The sequence below is a fragment of the Pseudobacillus wudalianchiensis genome (assembly GCF_001685015.1).
Taxonomy (GTDB): Bacteria; Bacillota; Bacilli; order Bacillales; family Domibacillaceae; genus Pseudobacillus; species Pseudobacillus wudalianchiensis.
The window spans coordinates 404,123-422,163 of record NZ_MAYT01000001.1; the positions used below are offsets into that span (position 1 = coordinate 404,123).

20 protein-coding genes are annotated in these 18,041 nt (G+C 43.1%); 19 read left to right on the forward strand and 1 reads right to left on the reverse strand.

Annotated features, from left to right (window positions below; genetic code table 11):
- The 11 genes from hemW (at position 1) to A8F95_RS02050 (ending at position 10,991) form a co-directional block, all read left to right on the forward strand.
- The gene (hemW, locus tag A8F95_RS02000) at positions 1–1,149 is read left to right on the forward strand and encodes a radical SAM family heme chaperone HemW (protein ID WP_065408999.1); all 1,149 of its coding nucleotides are present in this window, start codon (positions 1–3) and stop codon (positions 1,147–1,149) included.
- A 108-nt stretch (positions 1,150–1,257) separates the two neighbouring features.
- Entirely contained in the window at positions 1,258–2,289 is a 1,032-nt protein-coding gene (gene hrcA, locus A8F95_RS02005; RefSeq protein ID WP_065409000.1) for a heat-inducible transcriptional repressor HrcA, read from the forward strand.
- Positions 2,290–2,397: 108 nt separating this feature from the next.
- Positions 2,398–2,976 (forward strand): nucleotide exchange factor GrpE, encoded by a 579-nt coding sequence (gene grpE / locus A8F95_RS02010; protein WP_065409001.1) that lies wholly within the window; start codon positions 2,398–2,400, stop codon positions 2,974–2,976.
- A 33-nt stretch (positions 2,977–3,009) separates the two neighbouring features.
- On the forward strand, positions 3,010–4,842 hold the full coding sequence (gene dnaK / locus A8F95_RS02015; RefSeq protein WP_049663277.1) for a molecular chaperone DnaK: 1,833 nt from the start codon (positions 3,010–3,012) through the stop codon (positions 4,840–4,842).
- 148 nt (positions 4,843–4,990) lie between these two features.
- Positions 4,991–6,103 (forward strand): molecular chaperone DnaJ, encoded by a 1,113-nt coding sequence (dnaJ, locus tag A8F95_RS02020; protein ID WP_065409002.1) that lies wholly within the window; start codon positions 4,991–4,993, stop codon positions 6,101–6,103.
- Between the two features lie 22 nt (positions 6,104–6,125).
- Entirely contained in the window at positions 6,126–7,067 is a 942-nt protein-coding gene (gene prmA / locus A8F95_RS02025) for a 50S ribosomal protein L11 methyltransferase (RefSeq protein ID WP_065409003.1), read from the forward strand.
- Positions 7,068–7,255: 188 nt separating this feature from the next.
- Entirely contained in the window at positions 7,256–8,008 is a 753-nt protein-coding gene (locus A8F95_RS02030) for a 16S rRNA (uracil(1498)-N(3))-methyltransferase (RefSeq protein WP_065409431.1), read from the forward strand.
- Positions 8,009–8,013: 5 nt separating this feature from the next.
- Positions 8,014–9,357 (forward strand): tRNA (N(6)-L-threonylcarbamoyladenosine(37)-C(2))-methylthiotransferase MtaB, encoded by a 1,344-nt coding sequence (mtaB, locus tag A8F95_RS02035; RefSeq protein WP_065409004.1) that lies wholly within the window; start codon positions 8,014–8,016, stop codon positions 9,355–9,357.
- Between the two features lie 176 nt (positions 9,358–9,533).
- Positions 9,534–10,217: a deoxyribose-phosphate aldolase gene (deoC, locus tag A8F95_RS02040; RefSeq protein ID WP_077247167.1), complete on the forward strand. Its 684-nt coding sequence runs from the start codon at positions 9,534–9,536 to the stop codon at positions 10,215–10,217.
- 134 nt (positions 10,218–10,351) lie between these two features.
- Positions 10,352–10,525 carry a 30S ribosomal protein S21 gene (gene rpsU / locus A8F95_RS02045; RefSeq protein ID WP_041097322.1) on the forward strand — a complete coding sequence of 58 codons (174 nt, stop codon included), beginning with the start codon at positions 10,352–10,354 and terminating at the stop codon, positions 10,523–10,525.
- Positions 10,526–10,544: 19 nt separating this feature from the next.
- Positions 10,545–10,991: a GatB/YqeY domain-containing protein gene (locus tag A8F95_RS02050; RefSeq protein ID WP_049663269.1), complete on the forward strand. Its 447-nt coding sequence runs from the start codon at positions 10,545–10,547 to the stop codon at positions 10,989–10,991.
- A gap of 177 nt (positions 10,992–11,168) precedes the next feature.
- Here A8F95_RS02050 and A8F95_RS02055 read toward each other — a convergent pair whose 3' ends face one another.
- Positions 11,169–11,381 (reverse strand): hypothetical protein, encoded by a 213-nt coding sequence (locus A8F95_RS02055; protein WP_065409005.1) that lies wholly within the window; start codon positions 11,379–11,381, stop codon positions 11,169–11,171.
- Positions 11,382–11,612: 231 nt separating this feature from the next.
- Between A8F95_RS02055 and A8F95_RS02060 the strand changes: the two genes are divergently transcribed.
- The 8 genes from A8F95_RS02060 to A8F95_RS02095 all read left to right on the forward strand — a co-directional run bounded on the left by A8F95_RS02060 (position 11,613) and on the right by A8F95_RS02095 (position 17,972).
- The gene (locus tag A8F95_RS02060; protein ID WP_065409006.1) at positions 11,613–12,929 is read left to right on the forward strand and encodes an NfeD family protein; all 1,317 of its coding nucleotides are present in this window, start codon (positions 11,613–11,615) and stop codon (positions 12,927–12,929) included.
- Positions 12,930–12,941: 12 nt separating this feature from the next.
- Complete coding sequence (floA, locus tag A8F95_RS02065) at positions 12,942–13,940, forward strand: flotillin-like protein FloA (protein WP_065409007.1); 999 nt, start codon at positions 12,942–12,944, stop codon at positions 13,938–13,940.
- 27 nt (positions 13,941–13,967) lie between these two features.
- Complete coding sequence (locus A8F95_RS02070) at positions 13,968–14,357, forward strand: hypothetical protein (RefSeq protein WP_065409008.1); 390 nt, start codon at positions 13,968–13,970, stop codon at positions 14,355–14,357.
- A gap of 59 nt (positions 14,358–14,416) precedes the next feature.
- Positions 14,417–14,701, forward strand: coding sequence for a sporulation protein YqfC (gene yqfC / locus A8F95_RS02075; protein WP_049663258.1), 285 nt, complete (start codon positions 14,417–14,419; stop codon positions 14,699–14,701).
- A gap of 12 nt (positions 14,702–14,713) precedes the next feature.
- Positions 14,714–15,955: a sporulation protein YqfD gene (gene yqfD / locus A8F95_RS02080; protein ID WP_065409009.1), complete on the forward strand. Its 1,242-nt coding sequence runs from the start codon at positions 14,714–14,716 to the stop codon at positions 15,953–15,955.
- The gene (locus A8F95_RS02085; RefSeq protein ID WP_049663252.1) at positions 15,906–16,868 is read left to right on the forward strand and encodes a PhoH family protein; all 963 of its coding nucleotides are present in this window, start codon (positions 15,906–15,908) and stop codon (positions 16,866–16,868) included. Before yqfD ends, A8F95_RS02085 begins: the two co-directional genes overlap by 50 nt.
- Before the next feature lie 263 nt (positions 16,869–17,131).
- Entirely contained in the window at positions 17,132–17,605 is a 474-nt protein-coding gene (ybeY, locus tag A8F95_RS02090; protein WP_065409010.1) for an rRNA maturation RNase YbeY, read from the forward strand.
- Complete coding sequence (locus tag A8F95_RS02095; protein ID WP_065409011.1) at positions 17,583–17,972, forward strand: diacylglycerol kinase family protein; 390 nt, start codon at positions 17,583–17,585, stop codon at positions 17,970–17,972. The genes ybeY and A8F95_RS02095 overlap by 23 nt, the downstream gene beginning before the upstream one ends.
- Positions 17,973–18,041: the final 69 nt, after the last annotated feature.

An 18,041-nucleotide genomic window follows, 5' to 3' on the forward strand; every position in this document is an offset into this window, starting at 1 on the left:
ATGATACGTTCCGCTTATATTCACATTCCTTTCTGTCAGCAAATTTGTCATTATTGTGATTTTAATAAAGTCTTTCTGAAAAACCAGCCAGTAGATGATTATATAGAGGCACTGGCTGCTGAGATGAAAATGACAATGGAGCAATATCCAACGGAACGGCTTACTACCATTTTTGTTGGTGGAGGAACGCCGACGGCCCTGACTGCTGGACAACTTGAAAAGCTATGTCAGGCTATTCGCAATCAGCTGCCATTTACAAAAGGCGAGTTTACGTTTGAAGCGAACCCTGGAGATTTAACGCTAGAGAAATTAAGAGTGCTCAAGGACTATGGAGTCAATCGATTAAGTCTTGGTGTCCAATCTTTTAATGATGAACTCCTTCGTGCCATTGGACGGACGCATTCAAGCAGTGATGTGTTTGCTACAGTAGAAGACGCAAAAAAAGCTGGATTTGATAATATTAGTATAGATTTAATATACGCATTGCCGAATCAAACACTTGCTGATTTTCAAGCCACCTTAAAGCAGGCCTTAAGCTTGCAGCTTCCGCATTATTCAGGGTATTCATTAATTATTGAGCCTAAAACGGTCTTTTATAATCTAATGAGAAAAGACGAGCTTCCGCTTCCAAAAGTGGAAACAGAGGCCTCGATGTATGAATTGCTTATGGAAGAAATGGCAGCTGCCGGTCTGCGGCAATATGAAATCAGTAATTTTGCCATCCCTGGGTTTGAAAGCCTCCATAATCTTGTATACTGGAATAATGAATACTACTATGGTTTTGGGGCCGGTGCTCATGCTTATATCGATGGAACGAGACGGTCTAATCACGGGCCTTTAAAGAAATATATGACCCCGATTCAGGACGGACAGTTTCCTTTGCTGTATGAGAGCAAGCTCACTGAAAAAGAGCAAATGGAGGAAGAGATGTTTCTCGGGCTTCGTAAAACGGCAGGTGTTTCAGCTTCACATTTTAAAGGGAAATTTGGTGTGTCTCCGTTTTCCTTATTTAAAGGGCCGGTTGAAGACATGGTTACAAGAGGGCTGCTCGTGGTAGAGGAGAATGAATCTATTCGGCTGACAGCACAGGGAAAGCTTCTCGGAAATGAAGTGTTTCAGGCATTTTTGCTTACTGGAGAGGATGAATAACAGAGTTGGATAATGAGTGCTCTGTCGTTGACATTAATCGCTGATTTTGATAATTTATTTATAGATTTAGCACTCATAACGACCGAGTGCTAAAAGAGGTGATCAACGATGTTAACCGATCGTCAACTTTTTATTTTGCAAATAATTATTGATGATTTCATTCGGTCTGCACAGCCGGTCGGCTCCCGCAGTCTTGCGGAAAAAAAAGACATAACATATAGCTCGGCTACGATTCGTAACGATATGGCAGAGTTGGAGAATTTAGGTTTTATAGAGAAACCTCATACTTCTTCAGGGCGTGTACCGTCAGAAAAAGGATATCGTTATTATGTGGACCATTTGCTGCGTCCGAAAAAACTTAACTATCAGGAAGTAGAGACGATTAACTCTATTTTTGTGGATCGAGTTTATGAGCTCGAGAAGGTTGTGCAGAAATCAGCAGAAATTTTATCTGAGCTGACCAATTACACGGCAATTGTGTTAGGGCCCGAATTAAAAGACAACAAGTTAAAGAAGCTGCAAATTGTGCCGCTTGGCCAGGATGCAGCTGTTGCAATAATTGTCACCGATACCGGCCATGTTGAAAATCGGACGTTTACTTTGCCTGAACAAGTAGACGCCTCTGATATTGAGAAAATGGTCAATATATTAAATGAAAAGCTCATTGGTGTACCGCTTTCCGAGCTGCATGATAAATTATATAAAGAAATTGTTGTGTTATTGCGCCGTCATATCCGCAATCACGATGCATTGTTGTCGATGTTTGCGGAAGCAGTAGACTTGCATGCGAATGAAAAGCTGTTCTTCGGCGGGAAAACAAATATTTTAAACCAGCCTGAATTCCACGATATCGAGAAAATTAGGCTTGTGATGAACATGATCGACCAAGAAGAGGGGATATACCGTTTGATTAGCGGGGTTCCTGCGGGTATTCAAGTAAAGATCGGAAAAGAAAATAAAAATGCTGCTATGCAGCATTGCAGCTTGATCACCGCTTCTTATTCTATTGGGAACGAACAAGTTGGAACTATCGCGCTTCTTGGTCCGACACGAATGGAATATTCGCGTGTCATTAGTCTTGTTGACTTCTTAAGTCATGACATGACAAAGGCTTTAACGAATTTGTATCATAATGGATGAAGGTAGCCAGAAGCAGACGGAAATTAGCGTTTCTTTGCTAATTTCCTTCTCTTTGTGCAAAAAGGCGGCGAGCGGGTATTAGTTAATTCTTTAAAGGAGGTGAAACGAATGGCAGAAGAAAAAGATTTGAACCAAGAAGAGAAAGAAGAAATGGAACAGCAGCCTTCAACAGAAGAAGCTCCTGTGCAAGCGGAAAATGCGACAGCTGAAGAAGAACAGCCTGCAGCAGATGCTTCTCTTGAAAAAATAAATGAGCTAGAGCAAAAGCTTGAAGAAGCAGAGAATCGTTATTTACGTCTACTTGCTGATTTTGATAACCTTCGTCGTCGTACGCAGTTAGATCGAGAAGCGAGTGAAAAATATCGTGCTCAAAGCTTAATTTCTGACCTTCTTCCATTGCTAGATAACTTCGAACGTGCACTAAAGGTAGAAGCGTCGAACGAACAAACGAAATCCGTACTGCAAGGAATGGAAATGGTATATAAAGGCCTCGTTGCAGCGCTTGAGAAAGAAGGCGTAGAAGTAATTGAGGCAGTTGGCAAAGAATTTGATCCGAATTTCCATCAAGCCGTCATGACAGACAGCGATGACCAGTACGGCCCTAATGAAGTGATTGAGGAGTTTCAAAAAGGGTATAAGCTGAAAGATCGCATTATTCGTCCGTCGATGGTGAAAGTAAATCAGTAAACCATTACATATTTCAAAGGAGGCAAATCGCAAATGAGTAAAATAATCGGTATCGACTTAGGAACAACAAACTCATGTGTGGCGGTTCTCGAAGGTGGAGAACCAAAAGTTATTCCAAACCCAGAAGGTAACCGGACAACACCATCTGTTGTTGCATTCAAAAATGGTGAACGCCAAGTAGGGGAAGTGGCTAAACGCCAAGCGATTACAAATCCTAACACGATCATTTCCATCAAACGTTATATGGGAACAAATCATAAAGTTGAGGTAGAAGGAAAAGAATATTCTCCTCAAGAAATCTCAGCGATGATTTTACAATATTTAAAATCATATGCAGAAGATTATTTAGGCGAGAAAGTAGAAAAAGCCGTTATCACTGTTCCGGCGTATTTTAACGATGCAGAGCGCCAAGCAACAAAGGATGCCGGGAAAATTGCCGGTCTTGAAGTAGAACGGATCATTAACGAGCCGACTGCAGCGGCTCTTGCTTACGGAATGGATAAAATGGATGAAGATCAAACTGTTCTCGTTTATGACTTAGGCGGCGGAACATTCGATGTATCTATTCTTGAACTTGGCGATGGTGTATTTGAAGTTCGTTCTACAGCGGGTGATAACCGCCTTGGTGGTGACGACTTTGACCAAGTCATTATCGACTACTTAGTACAAGAGTTCAAGAAAGAAAACGGTATTGACTTATCAAAAGATAAAATGGCGATGCAGCGTTTGAAAGATGCAGCGGAAAAAGCGAAAAAAGATCTTTCTGGTGTGACTTCTACGCAAATCTCCCTGCCGTTTATCACAGCAGGAGAAGCAGGACCGCTTCATTTAGAAGTAACATTAACTCGTGCAAAATTTGATGAATTATCTGCTGATCTAGTTGAACGTACGATGGGACCAGTACGTCAGGCGCTTTCTGATGCCGGCATTTCAGCTTCTGAACTTGACCGCGTTATTTTAGTAGGTGGATCAACTCGTATTCCTGCTGTTCAAGAAGCTATCAAGAAAGCGACAGGAAAAGAGCCGCATAAAGGTGTAAACCCCGACGAAGTAGTAGCGATGGGAGCAGCCGTACAAGGCGGTGTATTAACAGGGGATGTTAAGGATGTTGTTCTTTTAGACGTTACACCGCTTTCGCTTGGAATCGAGACGATGGGTGGCGTATTTACGAAGTTAATCGAACGGAATACAACAATCCCGACTTCAAAATCCCAAGTATTCTCTACAGCAGCTGACAGTCAAACAGCAGTTGATATTCATGTTCTTCAAGGGGAGCGCCCAATGGCATCTGCCAACAAAACGCTTGGCCGCTTCCAATTAACGGATATTCCGCCGGCACCACGCGGTATTCCACAAATTGAAGTAACATTCGATATTGATAAAAATGGTATCGTAAATGTCAGCGCGAAAGACCTTGGAACAGGCAAAGAGCAAAATATTACGATTAAATCTTCTTCTGGCTTATCCGATGAAGAAATCGACCGCATGGTGAAGGAAGCGGAAGAAAACGCAGAAGCAGATAAAAAGCTAAAAGAAGAAGTAGAATTGAGAAACGAAGCAGATCAGCTTGTCTTTACGACTGAAAAAACATTAAAAGAGCTAGAAGGCAAAGTAGATGCCGATGAAGTGAAAAAAGCAGAAGACGCAAAAGAAGAATTAAAAGCGGCTCTTGAGAAAAATGAAATCGAAGAAATTCGCACGAAAAAAGATGCACTGTCCGAAATCGTGCAAAACTTGTCAGTAAAATTATATGAAGAAGCAGCGAAACAGGCACAGCAAGCTCAAGGAGCAGATGCACAAGCATCCGGTCAAAAAGGCGACGATGTGGTTGACGCTGAGTTTGAAGAAGTAGACGACCAGAAATAATTGCCGTACACGTCTGCCTTTCAGACATTGAAAAGTCAAAGTCAGGATTTCTTGGCTTTGGCTTTTTTCAATGAATAATATTCACTATTGCTAAGCAATTATGTTAAAATAGCCTTTATGTGAAATGAGTCGGGGAGTGGGCAATCATATGAGTAAACGAGATTATTATGAAGTGCTGGGTGTTGAAAAAGGCGCCTCAAAAGATGAAATTAAAAAAGCATACCGAAAGCTTTCCAAAAAATATCATCCGGATATTAATAAAGAAGCCGGTGCAGATGAAAAGTTTAAAGAAATTAAAGAAGCATACGAAACGTTAAATGACGATCAAAAACGGGCTCAATATGATCGATTTGGCCATACTGATCCTAACCAAGGCTTTGGCGGACAGGACTTTGGCGGCTTTGGCGGTTTTGAAGACATTTTTAGTACCTTCTTTGGCGGTGGCCGCCGAAGAGATCCAAATGCTCCGCGCCAAGGGGCCGATTTGCAATATACAATGACGATTAGTTTTGAAGAGGCTGTATTTGGAAAAGAAACAGATATTGAAATTCCAAAAGAAGAAACATGTGATACTTGTCATGGCACAGGCGCTAAACCAGGGACCACGCCAGAAACGTGTAATCATTGTCACGGTACAGGTGAATTGAATGTTGAGCAGAACACCCCGTTTGGCCGTATTGTGAATCGTCGTGCGTGTCCGTACTGTAACGGAACGGGCAATTTGATTAAAGAAAAGTGCTCGACTTGTGGGGGGGACGGTATCGTAACAAAGAATACAAAGATCCATATTAAGATACCAGCCGGAATTGATGATGGTCAGCAGCTGCGTGTAGCAGGCCAAGGAGAGCCGGGAATAAATGGCGGTCCTGCAGGTGACTTATTTATTGTGTTCCGCGTGCTTCCTCATGAGCTTTTTGATCGGGATGGCGATGACATTTATTGTGAAATTCCAATTACATTTGTTCAGTCTGCCCTTGGCGACGAAATCGAAGTACCGACCATCCATGGCAAGGTAAAGCTTAAAGTACCAGCCGGAACGCAGACCGGTACAAAATTCCGCTTGCGTGGAAAGGGTGTGCCTAACGTACGCGGCTATGGAACAGGAGATCAGCATATTCGTGTAAAAGTGATCACCCCAACAAAACTAAATGAAAAACAAAAGCATTTGCTGCGTGAATTCGCAGAAGCAAGCGGTGAAATGCTGGATGAGCAGGAAAAAAGCTTTTTTGATAAAGTGAAACGCGCATTAAAGCGTGACTAAATGAGAATGGAGCTGGCAAGACGTGAAGTGGTCTGAGATTAGTATTCAAACAACAAATGAAGCCGTGGAACCAATTTCAAACATTTTGCATGAAGCAGGTGCAAGCGGAGTTGTCATTGAAGATCCACTTGAACTGACAAGAGAAAGAGAAGACCAGTTTGGTGAAATTTATGAGCTCAATCCTCAGGATTATCCAGAAGAAGGCATTGTTATTGTGAAAGCTTATTTACCTGTTAACAGCTTTCTCGCTGAAACGGTAGAAGGCATACAGGAATCCATCAGAAACCTGGCTAGTTATGGTATCGACATTGGCCGTAATGAAGTACAATTAACTGAGGTATTTGAAGAAGACTGGGCAACGGCTTGGAAACAATACTATAATCCAGTGAAAATTTCCGAGAAATTTACGATCGTGCCGACATGGGAGCGATATGAGCCGGTAAGCACCGATGAGTTAATCATTGAGCTTGATCCAGGAATGGCATTTGGAACAGGCACGCACCCAACGACGGTCATGTGTCTGCAAGCATTAGAACGTTATGTGCAGCCGGGAGACTATGTTGTGGATGTGGGTACCGGTTCAGGTGTGCTAAGCATTGGAGCCGCCCTGCTCGGAGCAAAGAGAGTAACAGCTCTTGATCTTGATGAAGTCGCTGTTGAATCAGCAAAAGAAAATGTTCAATTAAATAAAGTAGCCGAGACGGTGACAGTGTTAAAAAATGACCTGCTTACCGGCATTGATGAGCAAGCAGATGTCGTTGTGGCGAACATATTAGCTGAAGTGATTCTCTCTTTTACGGGAGACGTAGCTAAAAAAGTAAAACCAGGCGGTTATTTCATTTCATCAGGCATTATCGGTCAAAAGAAAGACCTAGTCAAAGAAGCAGTGGAAGCTGCCGGATTCGTTGTAGAAGAAACAGTTTTAATGGAAGACTGGGTGGCGATTATTGCTAAAAAGCAATAAACAGTGCGTACAAGAAAAGAGAGAATATAGATAAAGTCTATTTTAATCATTCAGGCTGGCTGAAAGCGTTCCGCTCTCGAAGCGGGAAGCCCACTCGAGAGCAATGCACTCGAAAAAGTCATAAGCACTGCAGCAAGCGGGCGTTTATCAACAGCCTGAACGAAACTTTGGCAGATGGGGTGACAATGGTGCAGCGATATTTTTTAAATGACAAGCCAGAAAACGATGAAAAAGTAACAATTGCGGGAGAGGACTTTCACCATTTAAAACGCGTAATGCGTGCGAAGGAAGGAGACCATGTATCGGTCGTTTTTCCAAATGGAGCGTCGGCAAGAGTAGAACTTGAAGATATTTCCGATGACCGTGCCCTTGCTTTTATTGTGGAATGGCTGCATGATGAAAAAGAGCTGCCGGTTGCTGTCACGATTGCGAGCGGCCTGCCGAAAGGGGATAAGCTTGAACTCGTCATTCAGAAGGGAACAGAGCTTGGTGCAAGCAAGTTTGTCCCTTTTCATGCGGATCGCTCCATCGTAAAGTGGGATGAGAAGAAAGCTGCGAAAAAGACAGAGCGCTGGGCAAAAATTGCTAAAGAAGCAGCTGAACAATCTCAGCGAAACCGCGTGCCGGAAGTACACGTACCGGTAGATTTTCAACAATTAATTCAAATCGGACAAGAGTATCCGTTTAAATTATATGCGTTTGAAGAAGAAAGTAAAAAGGGGGAGAAGACGGCATTTCATCGATTGTTGAACGAAATGCAGCCGAGCGATGAAGTGTTGATTGTCTTTGGTCCCGAAGGCGGAATATCGGAGAAAGAAGCAGAAGAGCTAAAGAGCAGCGGATTTATTCCATGTGGACTCGGTCCACGAATTTTACGGACGGAAACAGCTCCACTTTACGCATTGTCTGCCATCTCCTACCATTTTGAACTAATGAGGTGATGATCATGCCTACAGTGGCATTCCAAACACTTGGATGTAAAGTAAATCATTATGAAACGGAAGCAATTTGGCAATTATTTAAAGGTCAAGGTTACGACCGTGTAGAATTTGAAGCAATTGCTGACGTATATGTTATTAATACGTGTACTGTAACGAACACAGGTGATAAAAAAAGCCGGCAGGTAATCCGGCGTGCTGTCCGCAAAAACCCAGATGCTGTTATTTGTGTAACGGGCTGTTACGCACAAACCTCTCCGGCAGAAATCATGGCTATTCCAGGGGTAGATGTGGTAGTCGGTACGCAAGACCGTGTCAAGATGCTAGAATACATTGAGCAATATAAAAAAGAACGCCAGCCAATCAATGGGGTCGGCAACATTATGAAAAACCGCGTCTATGAAGAGCTTGACGTTCCGGCCTTCACAGACCGCACACGTGCTTCTTTAAAAATCCAAGAGGGTTGCAACAATTTCTGCACTTTTTGCATTATCCCATGGGCTCGCGGCTTAATGCGTTCCCGTGACCCGGAAGAAGTGATTCGCCAGGCTCAACAGCTTGTGGATGCTGGTTATAAAGAGATTGTGTTAACGGGTATTCATACGGGCGGTTACGGTTCTGATATGAAAGATTATAACTTGGCTATGCTGTTAACGGACTTGGAGGAAAAAGTAAAAGGATTAAAACGGATTCGTATTTCCTCCATTGAAGCGAGCCAGCTTACAGATGAAGTCATTGAAGTAATTGATCGCTCTAACATTGTTGTTAGACATTTACATGTCCCGCTGCAGTCCGGCTCTAATACCGTTTTGAAAAGAATGCGCCGTAAGTATACAATGGAGTTTTTCGCTGACCGTTTAAACCGGTTGAAACAAGCCCTTCCTGGACTTGCGGTTACGTCAGATGTTATTGTAGGTTTTCCTGGTGAGACAGAAGAAGAGTTCATGGAAACATACAATTTTATTAAAGAACATCAATTTTCTGAGCTTCATGTTTTCCCATATTCGAAGCGGACAGGCACACCAGCAGCGCGCATGGACGATCAGATTGATGAAGAAGTAAAAAACGATCGGGTCCACCGCCTTATTGCGCTTTCTGACCAGCTTGCGAAAGAGTATGCTTCCCGTTTTGAAGGTGAAGTATTAGAAGTTATTCCTGAAGAGCCTTTCAAAGAAGGACCAGAAGAAGGATTGTACATGGGCTATACGGATAATTATTTAAAAGTAGTCTTTTCAGCAACTGAGGAAATGGTCGGTCAGATCGTAAAAGTAAAAATCACAAAAGCAGGCTATCCATATAACGAAGGCCAATTTGTTCGTGTAATGGATGAAGAGTTAGAGCCGACTGTTTAATATAAAATAAAAGCCTTTCATACATAAAAATTGTATGAAAGGCTTTTATTTTACTTAAAAAAGGGTATGGTAAAAGAAAACAAGTAGAAAAGCTGCTCAAGATACTCGCCATTTTTCCCATTCGATGGTACTCTAAGTAGAGGTACGGACAACTTGTTGAAAAGGAGATTAGTCACTTGATAACAGATCAATTCGGAAATATTGCAAAAACAATTGACCATACGCTGCTTAAAGCAGAAATAACGAAAGAAGAAATCAAAAAACTTTGTGAAGAAGCAAGAGCTTATGAGTTTGCTTCTGTTTGTGTAAATCCATTTTGGGTCGCTTATGCAAGCGAGCAGCTAGAAGGCACAAAGGTAAAAGTATGTACCGTAATTGGCTTTCCATTAGGGGCTACTACAACGGCAGTAAAAGCATTTGAAACAAAAGATGCTATTGAAAATGGAGCAACAGAAGTCGATATGGTCATTAATATTGGTGCCTTAAAAGCCGGCGACGATGAGACCGTGTTAAAAGACATTCAAGCTGTGACTGCTTCGGCACGTGGAAAAGCATTGACAAAAGTGATTATCGAAACGAGCCTGTTAACGGATGAGGAAAAAGAACGGGCTTGCCGGTTATCTGTTGAGGCGGGTGCTGATTATGTAAAGACATCTACCGGTTTTTCTACAGGGGGAGCAACAGAGGAAGATGTGCGGCTAATGAGGAAAACAGTCGGTCCAGACATTGGCGTAAAAGCATCTGGAGGGGTGCGCAGCCAGGAAGATGCTCTTAGCATGATCAAGGCTGGAGCAACGAGAATTGGAGCCAGCTCGGGTGTACAAATCGTTCAAGGGCTGAAAGGGAAGTCAGATTATTAAGTACTGAATAAACATATCGATGGTTGAAAAGGAATTTCTTGACCGTCCTACTGGCTTGTATTATAATTATTTGGTACATGGAATTTCCGTTACGGAACATGTAATCGTAAGTGTTCGGAGGGAGGGAAAGAGATATGTCAAAAACAGTTGTTCGTAAAAACGAATCGCTTGAAGACGCTCTACGTCGGTTCAAACGTGCTGTTTCCAAAACTGGAACTTTACAAGAGGCAAGAAAACGTGAATTTTATGAAAAACCAAGCGTAAAGCGTAAAAAGAAATCAGAAGCGGCTAGAAAACGTAAGTTCTAATGAGAGAGAGGGTAATACTTTGAGTCTTCTCGAGCGTTTAAATGACGACATCAAGCAAGCGATGAAAAACAAAGAAAAAGAAAAATTAACTGTGATCCGTATGTTAAAAGCTTCCTTGCAGAATGAAGCCATTAAAGTAGGCAGTGAAGGGTTAACAGAAGATCAAGAGTTGGCAGTTCTTTCTCGTGAAGTGAAACAGCGCAAAGACTCCCTCCATGAATTTGAAAAGGCGGGGCGTGCTGACCTCGTTTCTAAAATTCAAACTGAACTGACTTACGTGAACTCATATATGCCAGAACAGCTTTCAGATGAAGAATTAGAAGCGATTGTTCAAGAAACCATCGCTGAAGTGAATGCTTCCTCTAAAGCAGATATCGGCAAAGTAATGGGCGCATTAATGCCGAAGATAAAAGGCCGGGCTGATGGCGGTCTCGTCAACAAGCTCGTTCAGCAAAAACTTTCTTAAAAGAAGATGACAGGTGATCCTGTCATCTTTTTTTATGGTTCTTTTTAAAGACTCACGATTTATGTTGTTTACAAAAATCTGATCCTGTAGCGCTACACAAGCGCTTTCCGCTTTGACACACACGAGGTGCTAGTGAGGGCGTTGCGATACGATGTCGCGCCTTTAGCCGCCGTTCCTCTAGTGTCCAGCTGCGCCTCCTTGCCCCTCGAGGTCATAAGCCGACCTGGCTGTGTGGCTGAAGAACGCCACTTCGCCATTTCGTCTTATGCTTGTCGGGGCAAAGCAGTAGGCTCCGCTTTTTTTTGTTGTCCAGCTGCAGCGGCCAGCCCGTACGGCGGTTTCGGCCTCTCTGTCGGAGTCTAAAGAACGACTCCTTGTCGAGTCCTCCAACCTCCTATCGGGCTAATCGGACCGCTTCCGCTTTTCTTTGTCCAGCTATAGGCGCTAGTGCGTACGGCGGTTTCAAGATTTCTGCAGGAGTCAAAGGACGACTCCAACAGAAATCTCTCCAACCTCCTATCGCACTAAACAAGCGCCTTCCGCTTTTATTGTTATATTTTTGAAACTTTTTCCTTAGACTATACGTATAGAAGAAAAAGGAGTAGTAGAGGGGTGGTGAGTTTGATAAGGAGAGGGTTCGGTCTATTCTTTGGAGTGTTACTTATTTTGGCAGGATTCAGTTTTCCGGTTTTTTCACAAACTAAAGAGCAGCCCGTGTATGTCGTACCGGTGCATGATGAAGTGGAAAAAGGGTTGTACGCCTTTATGAAACGTTCATTTAAAGAAGCGGAGGATAACGGGGCGCAGTTAATTGTGTTGGATATCCATACACCAGGCGGGGCGGTTGATGCCGCTGGTGAGATTGGCAAGCTGCTAGATGAAACGGATACACGAACGGTTGCTTTTATTAACGACCGGGCATTATCAGCAGGGGCCTTTATCTCTCTTCATGCAGATGCGATTTATATGGTGCCTAATGGCCAAATGGGAGCAGCAGCGATTATCGACCAGCAGGGGAACATGGCGGATAAGAAAGCACAAAGCTACTGGCGCTCTGCTATGAAAAGCGCTGCCCAAACGAACGGTCTTGATCCTAAGTATGCAATCGCGATGGCTGATCCTGATGTAGATTTGCCTGAATACAATGCAGGCAAAGGTGAATTGTTAACGTTTTCGGCCAAGGAAGCGCTGGAAACGGGTTATTCAAAAGCAACTGTCCACCAGTTAAAAGACGTCTTGCAGCACGAGAAGGCAGCAGGGGCGCCTATTGTAGAGGTGAAAGAAAGCTGGGCAGAAAAGGTGGCCCGCTTCGTAACGAATCCAATCATTGTGCCGATCTTGCTATCTTTAGCGAGTCTAGGTTTGATTCTTGAGCTGTATTCACCGGGCTTTGGGCTGCCTGGATCTGTCGGCCTTGTCTCTTTGTTTTTGTTTTTCTACGGCCACTTAGTTGCAGGTCTTGCTGGCTATGAGTCTGTTCTGCTATTTGCGATAGGAGCACTGCTCATTGTGGCTGAATTGTTCCTTCCAGGCGGAATAGCCGGTATATTGGGCATCTCTGCTCTAGCGGGGAGCATTTTACTGGCAGGAGACAATGTAAAATGGATGGGGTTATCGCTAGTAATTGCCATGTCAGTTTCAATAGTGGCTATGATTTTAATGGTAAAGGTGTTTGGTAAAAAAATGAAATTTTTTAAAAAGATCATTCTGACCGATTCTACCAATACGGAAAGTGGTTATGTATCAAATGTAAACCGTGTAGAGCTTCTTGGAAAAACAGGCGTAACAAAAACACCTTTCCGGCCAGCCGGTACAGTCGTTATTGATAATGAACGAATTGATGCGGTCAGCGAGGGTGGTTTCATTACAGCGGAAAAAGAAGTAACAGTCGTAAAGGTAGAAGGAGCACGAATCGTGGTCCGAGAAATGGATGAATAAGGGGGAAATCTAATGGATCCTAGCTTTGTGTTTATCATTGCAGCAGTTATTATTGGTATTATTGTGTTATCCATATTCTTTACATTTGTTCCCGTTATGCTATGGGTTTCTGCTTTAGCAGCGGGTGTAAAAGTAAGCATTTTTACGTTAGTTGGAATGAGACTCCGTCGAGTGATTCCAAGCCGTGTCGTGAATCCGATGATTAAAGCCTCAAAGGCCGGATTAAATGTGACGACGAATCAATTGGAAAGCCATTATTTAGCGGGAGGGAATGTAGATCGCGTTGTCAATGCGTTAATTGCCGCACAGCGAGCTAATATCGAATTGTCCTTTGAACGGTGTGCGGCGATCGATCTCGCTGGCCGTGACGTGCTAGAGGCCGTACAAATGAGTGTCAATCCAAAAGTGATTGAAACACCGTTTATTGCCGGTGTGGCGATGGATGGGATTGAAGTAAAGGCGAAAGCCCGTATTACAGTACGCGCTAACATCGAACGGCTCGTCGGTGGAGCAGGCGAGGAAACCATTGTTGCCCGTGTTGGTGAGGGGATTGTTAGTACGATTGGTTCTAGTGACAACCACAAAAAAGTGCTTGAAAATCCTGATATGATTTCGCAAACTGTACTGAGTAAAGGATTAGACGCTGGTACGGCATTCGAAATTTTATCGATCGATATTGCGGATGTGGATATCGGCAAAAATATCGGTGCCGAGCTGCAAAAAGAGCAGGCTGAGGCAGACAAGAACATTGCCCAGGCAAAAGCGGAAGAGCGCCGGGCGATGGCTGTAGCCAACGAGCAGGAAATGAAGGCGCGCGTCCAAGAAATGAGGGCGAAAGTAGTAGAAGCCGAAGCGGATGTACCGCTTGCTATGGCAGAAGCCTTACGAACAGGCAACATTGGTGTGATGGACTATATGAATTATAAAAATATTGATGCAGACACAGGGATGCGGGGTTCAATCGGTAAAATGGCTGGTGGCAATAAAGACGGAAAGAATCAAGGCAATTAAGGGGTGCTTTGTTGAAGGAGGTCCTCTATGGAGTCTATCATTATAGCCATTATTGTCGGACTCATCTCGGTTATGACTAGCCGGCTAAAAGGTGAGAAGAAAGAGGAGAAAAAGCCAATAGAACGACCAAAACAGCCGGATTCTCCTTCTGTAAGTGATGTGCTCATGCAGACGAAGAAAGAAGCCGGTGAGTCTGTTCAGAAAAAGCAGACAGACGTAAAAGAAAGATACGAAGAAATCAAAAGGGAAACCCCACGCCGTGACAGAACGACAGGCCGTCTCAGCCGTTTTCAAGAAGATCAAGCAAAGGATTCTCCTGCGGCTGAGCTCGCTTTTGAAGCAGAGGCGGACGATTTAGTAAAAGGAATCATTTTGGCAGAAATCCTTGCCCCTCCTAAAGCGCTGAGACGGAAATAAACTGACATGTTCCCCCCTCTCCTTTCATACATTTGAAAGGAGAGGGGGGTTCTTTTTTTATGACAAAAAAGTGGGGAGAGCAAATGAGAAGCTGGCTGACAAAATCGCTGAATCTACCCGAAGATGTCATGATGGACCTTCCCCGGATCACGATGATTGGCCAGCTCCATATCTATATTGAAAATCATAGAGGCTTGCTTGCTTTCTCGGATAAAGAAGTAAGATTAATGCTCACGAAAGGTCAGTTGTTAATTAAAGGACAGTCGTTTACTATCAAGACCATCTTGCCAGAAGAAATATTAATTGAAGGAAAAATTGAAAAGCTCGTTTATTTGGATGGGTAAGGGGGAAAAAGCTTGAACAATCAGTGGCTTGCTTTTTTTCAAGGTATTATTTTCGTAAAAGTGGAGGGGCAAGGAGCGGAACGCTTTATTAATCGATTGATTCGTTCGCGGGTCCCTATTTGGCAGGTAAGCAGGCAAAGTGAGCAGGCGATCACATTTTCCTGTTCGCTCCAGCATATTCACAAGGTGAGAAGAGAAGCACGCACATTTGAGGGGGAGATACGCTTTTATAGGGGAGAAGGCTTCCCTTTTTTACTGAAAAGACTGTGGAAAAGCTCAGGCTTCGTAGTCGGGCTCGTTGCCTTCTTTGTTGTTATTTTATTGTTGTCAAATATCGTGTGGCGGATCGATATTGGCGGGGCAAGCCCCAAAATGGAACACCAAATTCGCAAGGAATTAGCTAGTATGGGAGTTGAAAAAGGACGATTTATCTTCGGAATGGATGATCCTGAAACCATTCAACATAAACTGTTAAATCAGATTGAAGGATTAACTTGGATTGGCGTAGAAGTGAAAGGCAGCACGTTTCATTTCCGAGTTGTAGAAAAAAATGAACCAAAAGAGAAGAAAAAGAATGGCCCTCAGCACCTTGTGGCAGCTAAAGAAGCAGTCGTGGTGAAATTGTTTGTTAAAAAAGGACAGGCCACCGTGAAACGAGATCAGTTTGTTCATAAAGGCCAGCTGCTTGTCTCAGGGTTCATTGGAACAGAAGAAAAGGTAAGAGAAGTGGCTGCTGATGGCGAAGTTCTTGGAGAAACGTGGTATAAAACAACTGTCGAGATGCCTATAACAACAGAATTCCAAGTCCTAACCGGCCGTCAAGTAAAAAAGCATATGTTTGAGGTCCAGGCATTTAGATTTCCTATATGGGGATTTAAAAGTCACTCTTTTGCAAACTATAAGAAGGACGAGCAAGTACATTCTGTTTCTTTTGTTGGAATGAAGCTGCCGATCAACTATGTAGAAAAAACGTATTATGAAAGCAGAAGAACAAGCCGTTCTTATACAGAAAAGGAAGCGGAGCAGCAGGCATTAGCCATTGCAAGAGGCGATCTAGAGTCAAAATTGCCTGAAAAAGCGGAAATTCGCGGTCAAAAAATTTTGCAGAGACAGTTCACGAATGGTAAAGTTAAATTATCTATACACTTCCAAGTACTAGAAAATATAGCTGTAGGGAAACCAATCACTCAAGGAGACAAAGAGAATGCCAGAAGAAAAGAACGTAATGAACATCCAGCTCGAAAATCCGAATGAGGCAGCAGCATTACTCGGAGTATCGGATAAAAACCTAACCACTTTAGAAGAGGAATTCGATGTATCTCTTATCACAAGGGGAGAAACGATTCATATAGCTGGCACAGAAGCCAACACAGCACTGGTTAGAGAAATCATTTACCGTCTTCTCCTTATTATTCGTAAAGGCATTAACATAGGAGAGCGGGACGTCATGAATGCTGTGCAAATGGCGAAAAACGGAACGATTGAATATTTGGATGAATTATATGACCAAGAAATTACTAAGAATGCAAAAGGGAAATCTATCCGGATCAAAACACTTGGCCAACAAGAGTATGTGACGGCGATCCGTAAACACGATCTTGTGTTTGGTATAGGCCCGGCAGGAACGGGAAAAACCTATTTGGCAGTCGTGATGGCTGTACATGCTTTAAAAACAGGACAAGTCAAACGGATTGTGTTAACGAGGCCGGCTGTAGAAGCAGGCGAGAGCCTTGGGTTCTTGCCTGGAGATTTAAAGGAAAAAGTTGATCCATATTTACGCCCGCTATATGATGCGCTGCATGATGTATTGGGTACAGAGCACACACAGCGGCTCATTGAGCGGGGAACGATTGAGGTGGCGCCGCTTGCTTATATGCGAGGCCGGACACTTGATGATGCCTTTGTGATTTTAGATGAAGCACAAAATACAACAAAAGCTCAAATGAAAATGTTTTTAACACGGCTCGGCTTCGGATCGAAAATGGTTATTACGGGTGACCGCACGCAAATCGACTTGCCAAAAGGAGCACAATCAGGGCTTGTGTCAGCGGAACATATTTTAAACCGTGTATCGTCCATTTCTTTTATTTATTTAGAGCAAAGTGATGTCGTCCGCCATCCGCTTGTTGCCCGAATCATTCAAGCCTATGAGGAAATGGACAGTTAATTGCAAGTGCTTGTCTTTCGAGGAGCAGAGTGACCGTCAGGGTCATGAGCCCGCAGACAGGCGAGCAACGAAGAAAGTGAACGTTTGTGAACGGCTCGAACAGGCAGTCTAAGGACTGGCTGTTTTTCTTTTCGTAGAGCGGAACATGATTTTTTTTGAAAAACCTGTTATGATTTTACGTACAAGAGAAAATGATACTATATGGATATAAAGTACCGTTCCATTTATTTGCTGGAAGGGAAAGAAAAGAATGGAGGAAGGAAATGGGTCTAGTCATCGATATGATAGATGAAACGGAAGAGCTGGGATCGAAAGCTTTCCAACTTGTAGAGGCGTTATTAGAGCTGACAGCTGAAAAGGAAAGTGTAGCAGATGGCAGTGAGGTGTCAGTCACTTTTACGGATAATCCGAAAATTCAAGAAATCAACCGAGAGTATCGTGGAAAGAATGAGCCGACAGATGTTATTTCTTTTGCGTTAGAAGAAATGGATGAGGATGAAATAGAGATTACAGGTGCGGAAGATTTGCCACGGGTACTAGGAGATATTATTATTTCGGTTACACGGGCGAAAGAGCAGGCTGTTGAGTACGGTCATAGCTTTGAGAGAGAGCTGGGCTTTTTAGCTGTCCATGGCCTTCTTCATTTGCTTGGGTATGATCATATGACAGAGGAAGAAGAAAAGGTTATGTTTGCAAAACAGAAGGAAATTTTGAATGAATTCGGATTGCAACGATAAAGAAACATTCCGCTGGAAACGGTTCCTCTCTTCTTTTCGCTTTGCGCTAAACGGATTAAGGATTGTAGTAAAAGAGCCTAATTTCCGTGTTCATCTCGCAGCGGCGTCAGGAGTGATGATGGCAGGGGTATATTTCTCTTTGACACGTGTAGAATGGTTGTTCATTTTACTTATGATCTTTGGAGTGATGACACTTGAAATCATCAACACTGCGATAGAAAAAACGGTTGATTTAGTAACGAAAGATTATCAACCATTAGCAAAAGAGGCGAAGGACTTGGCAGCGGGGGCTGTCTTGTGGTTTTCCCTTCTCTCTATTATAGTAGGAGCGATTATTTTTTTACCAAAAATATATTCTTTATTTTAGATAATTGTGATTTTTCAGAAAAAAATAAACAGAATGAATTACAAAAAGACTATTTTATATTAAAATAGA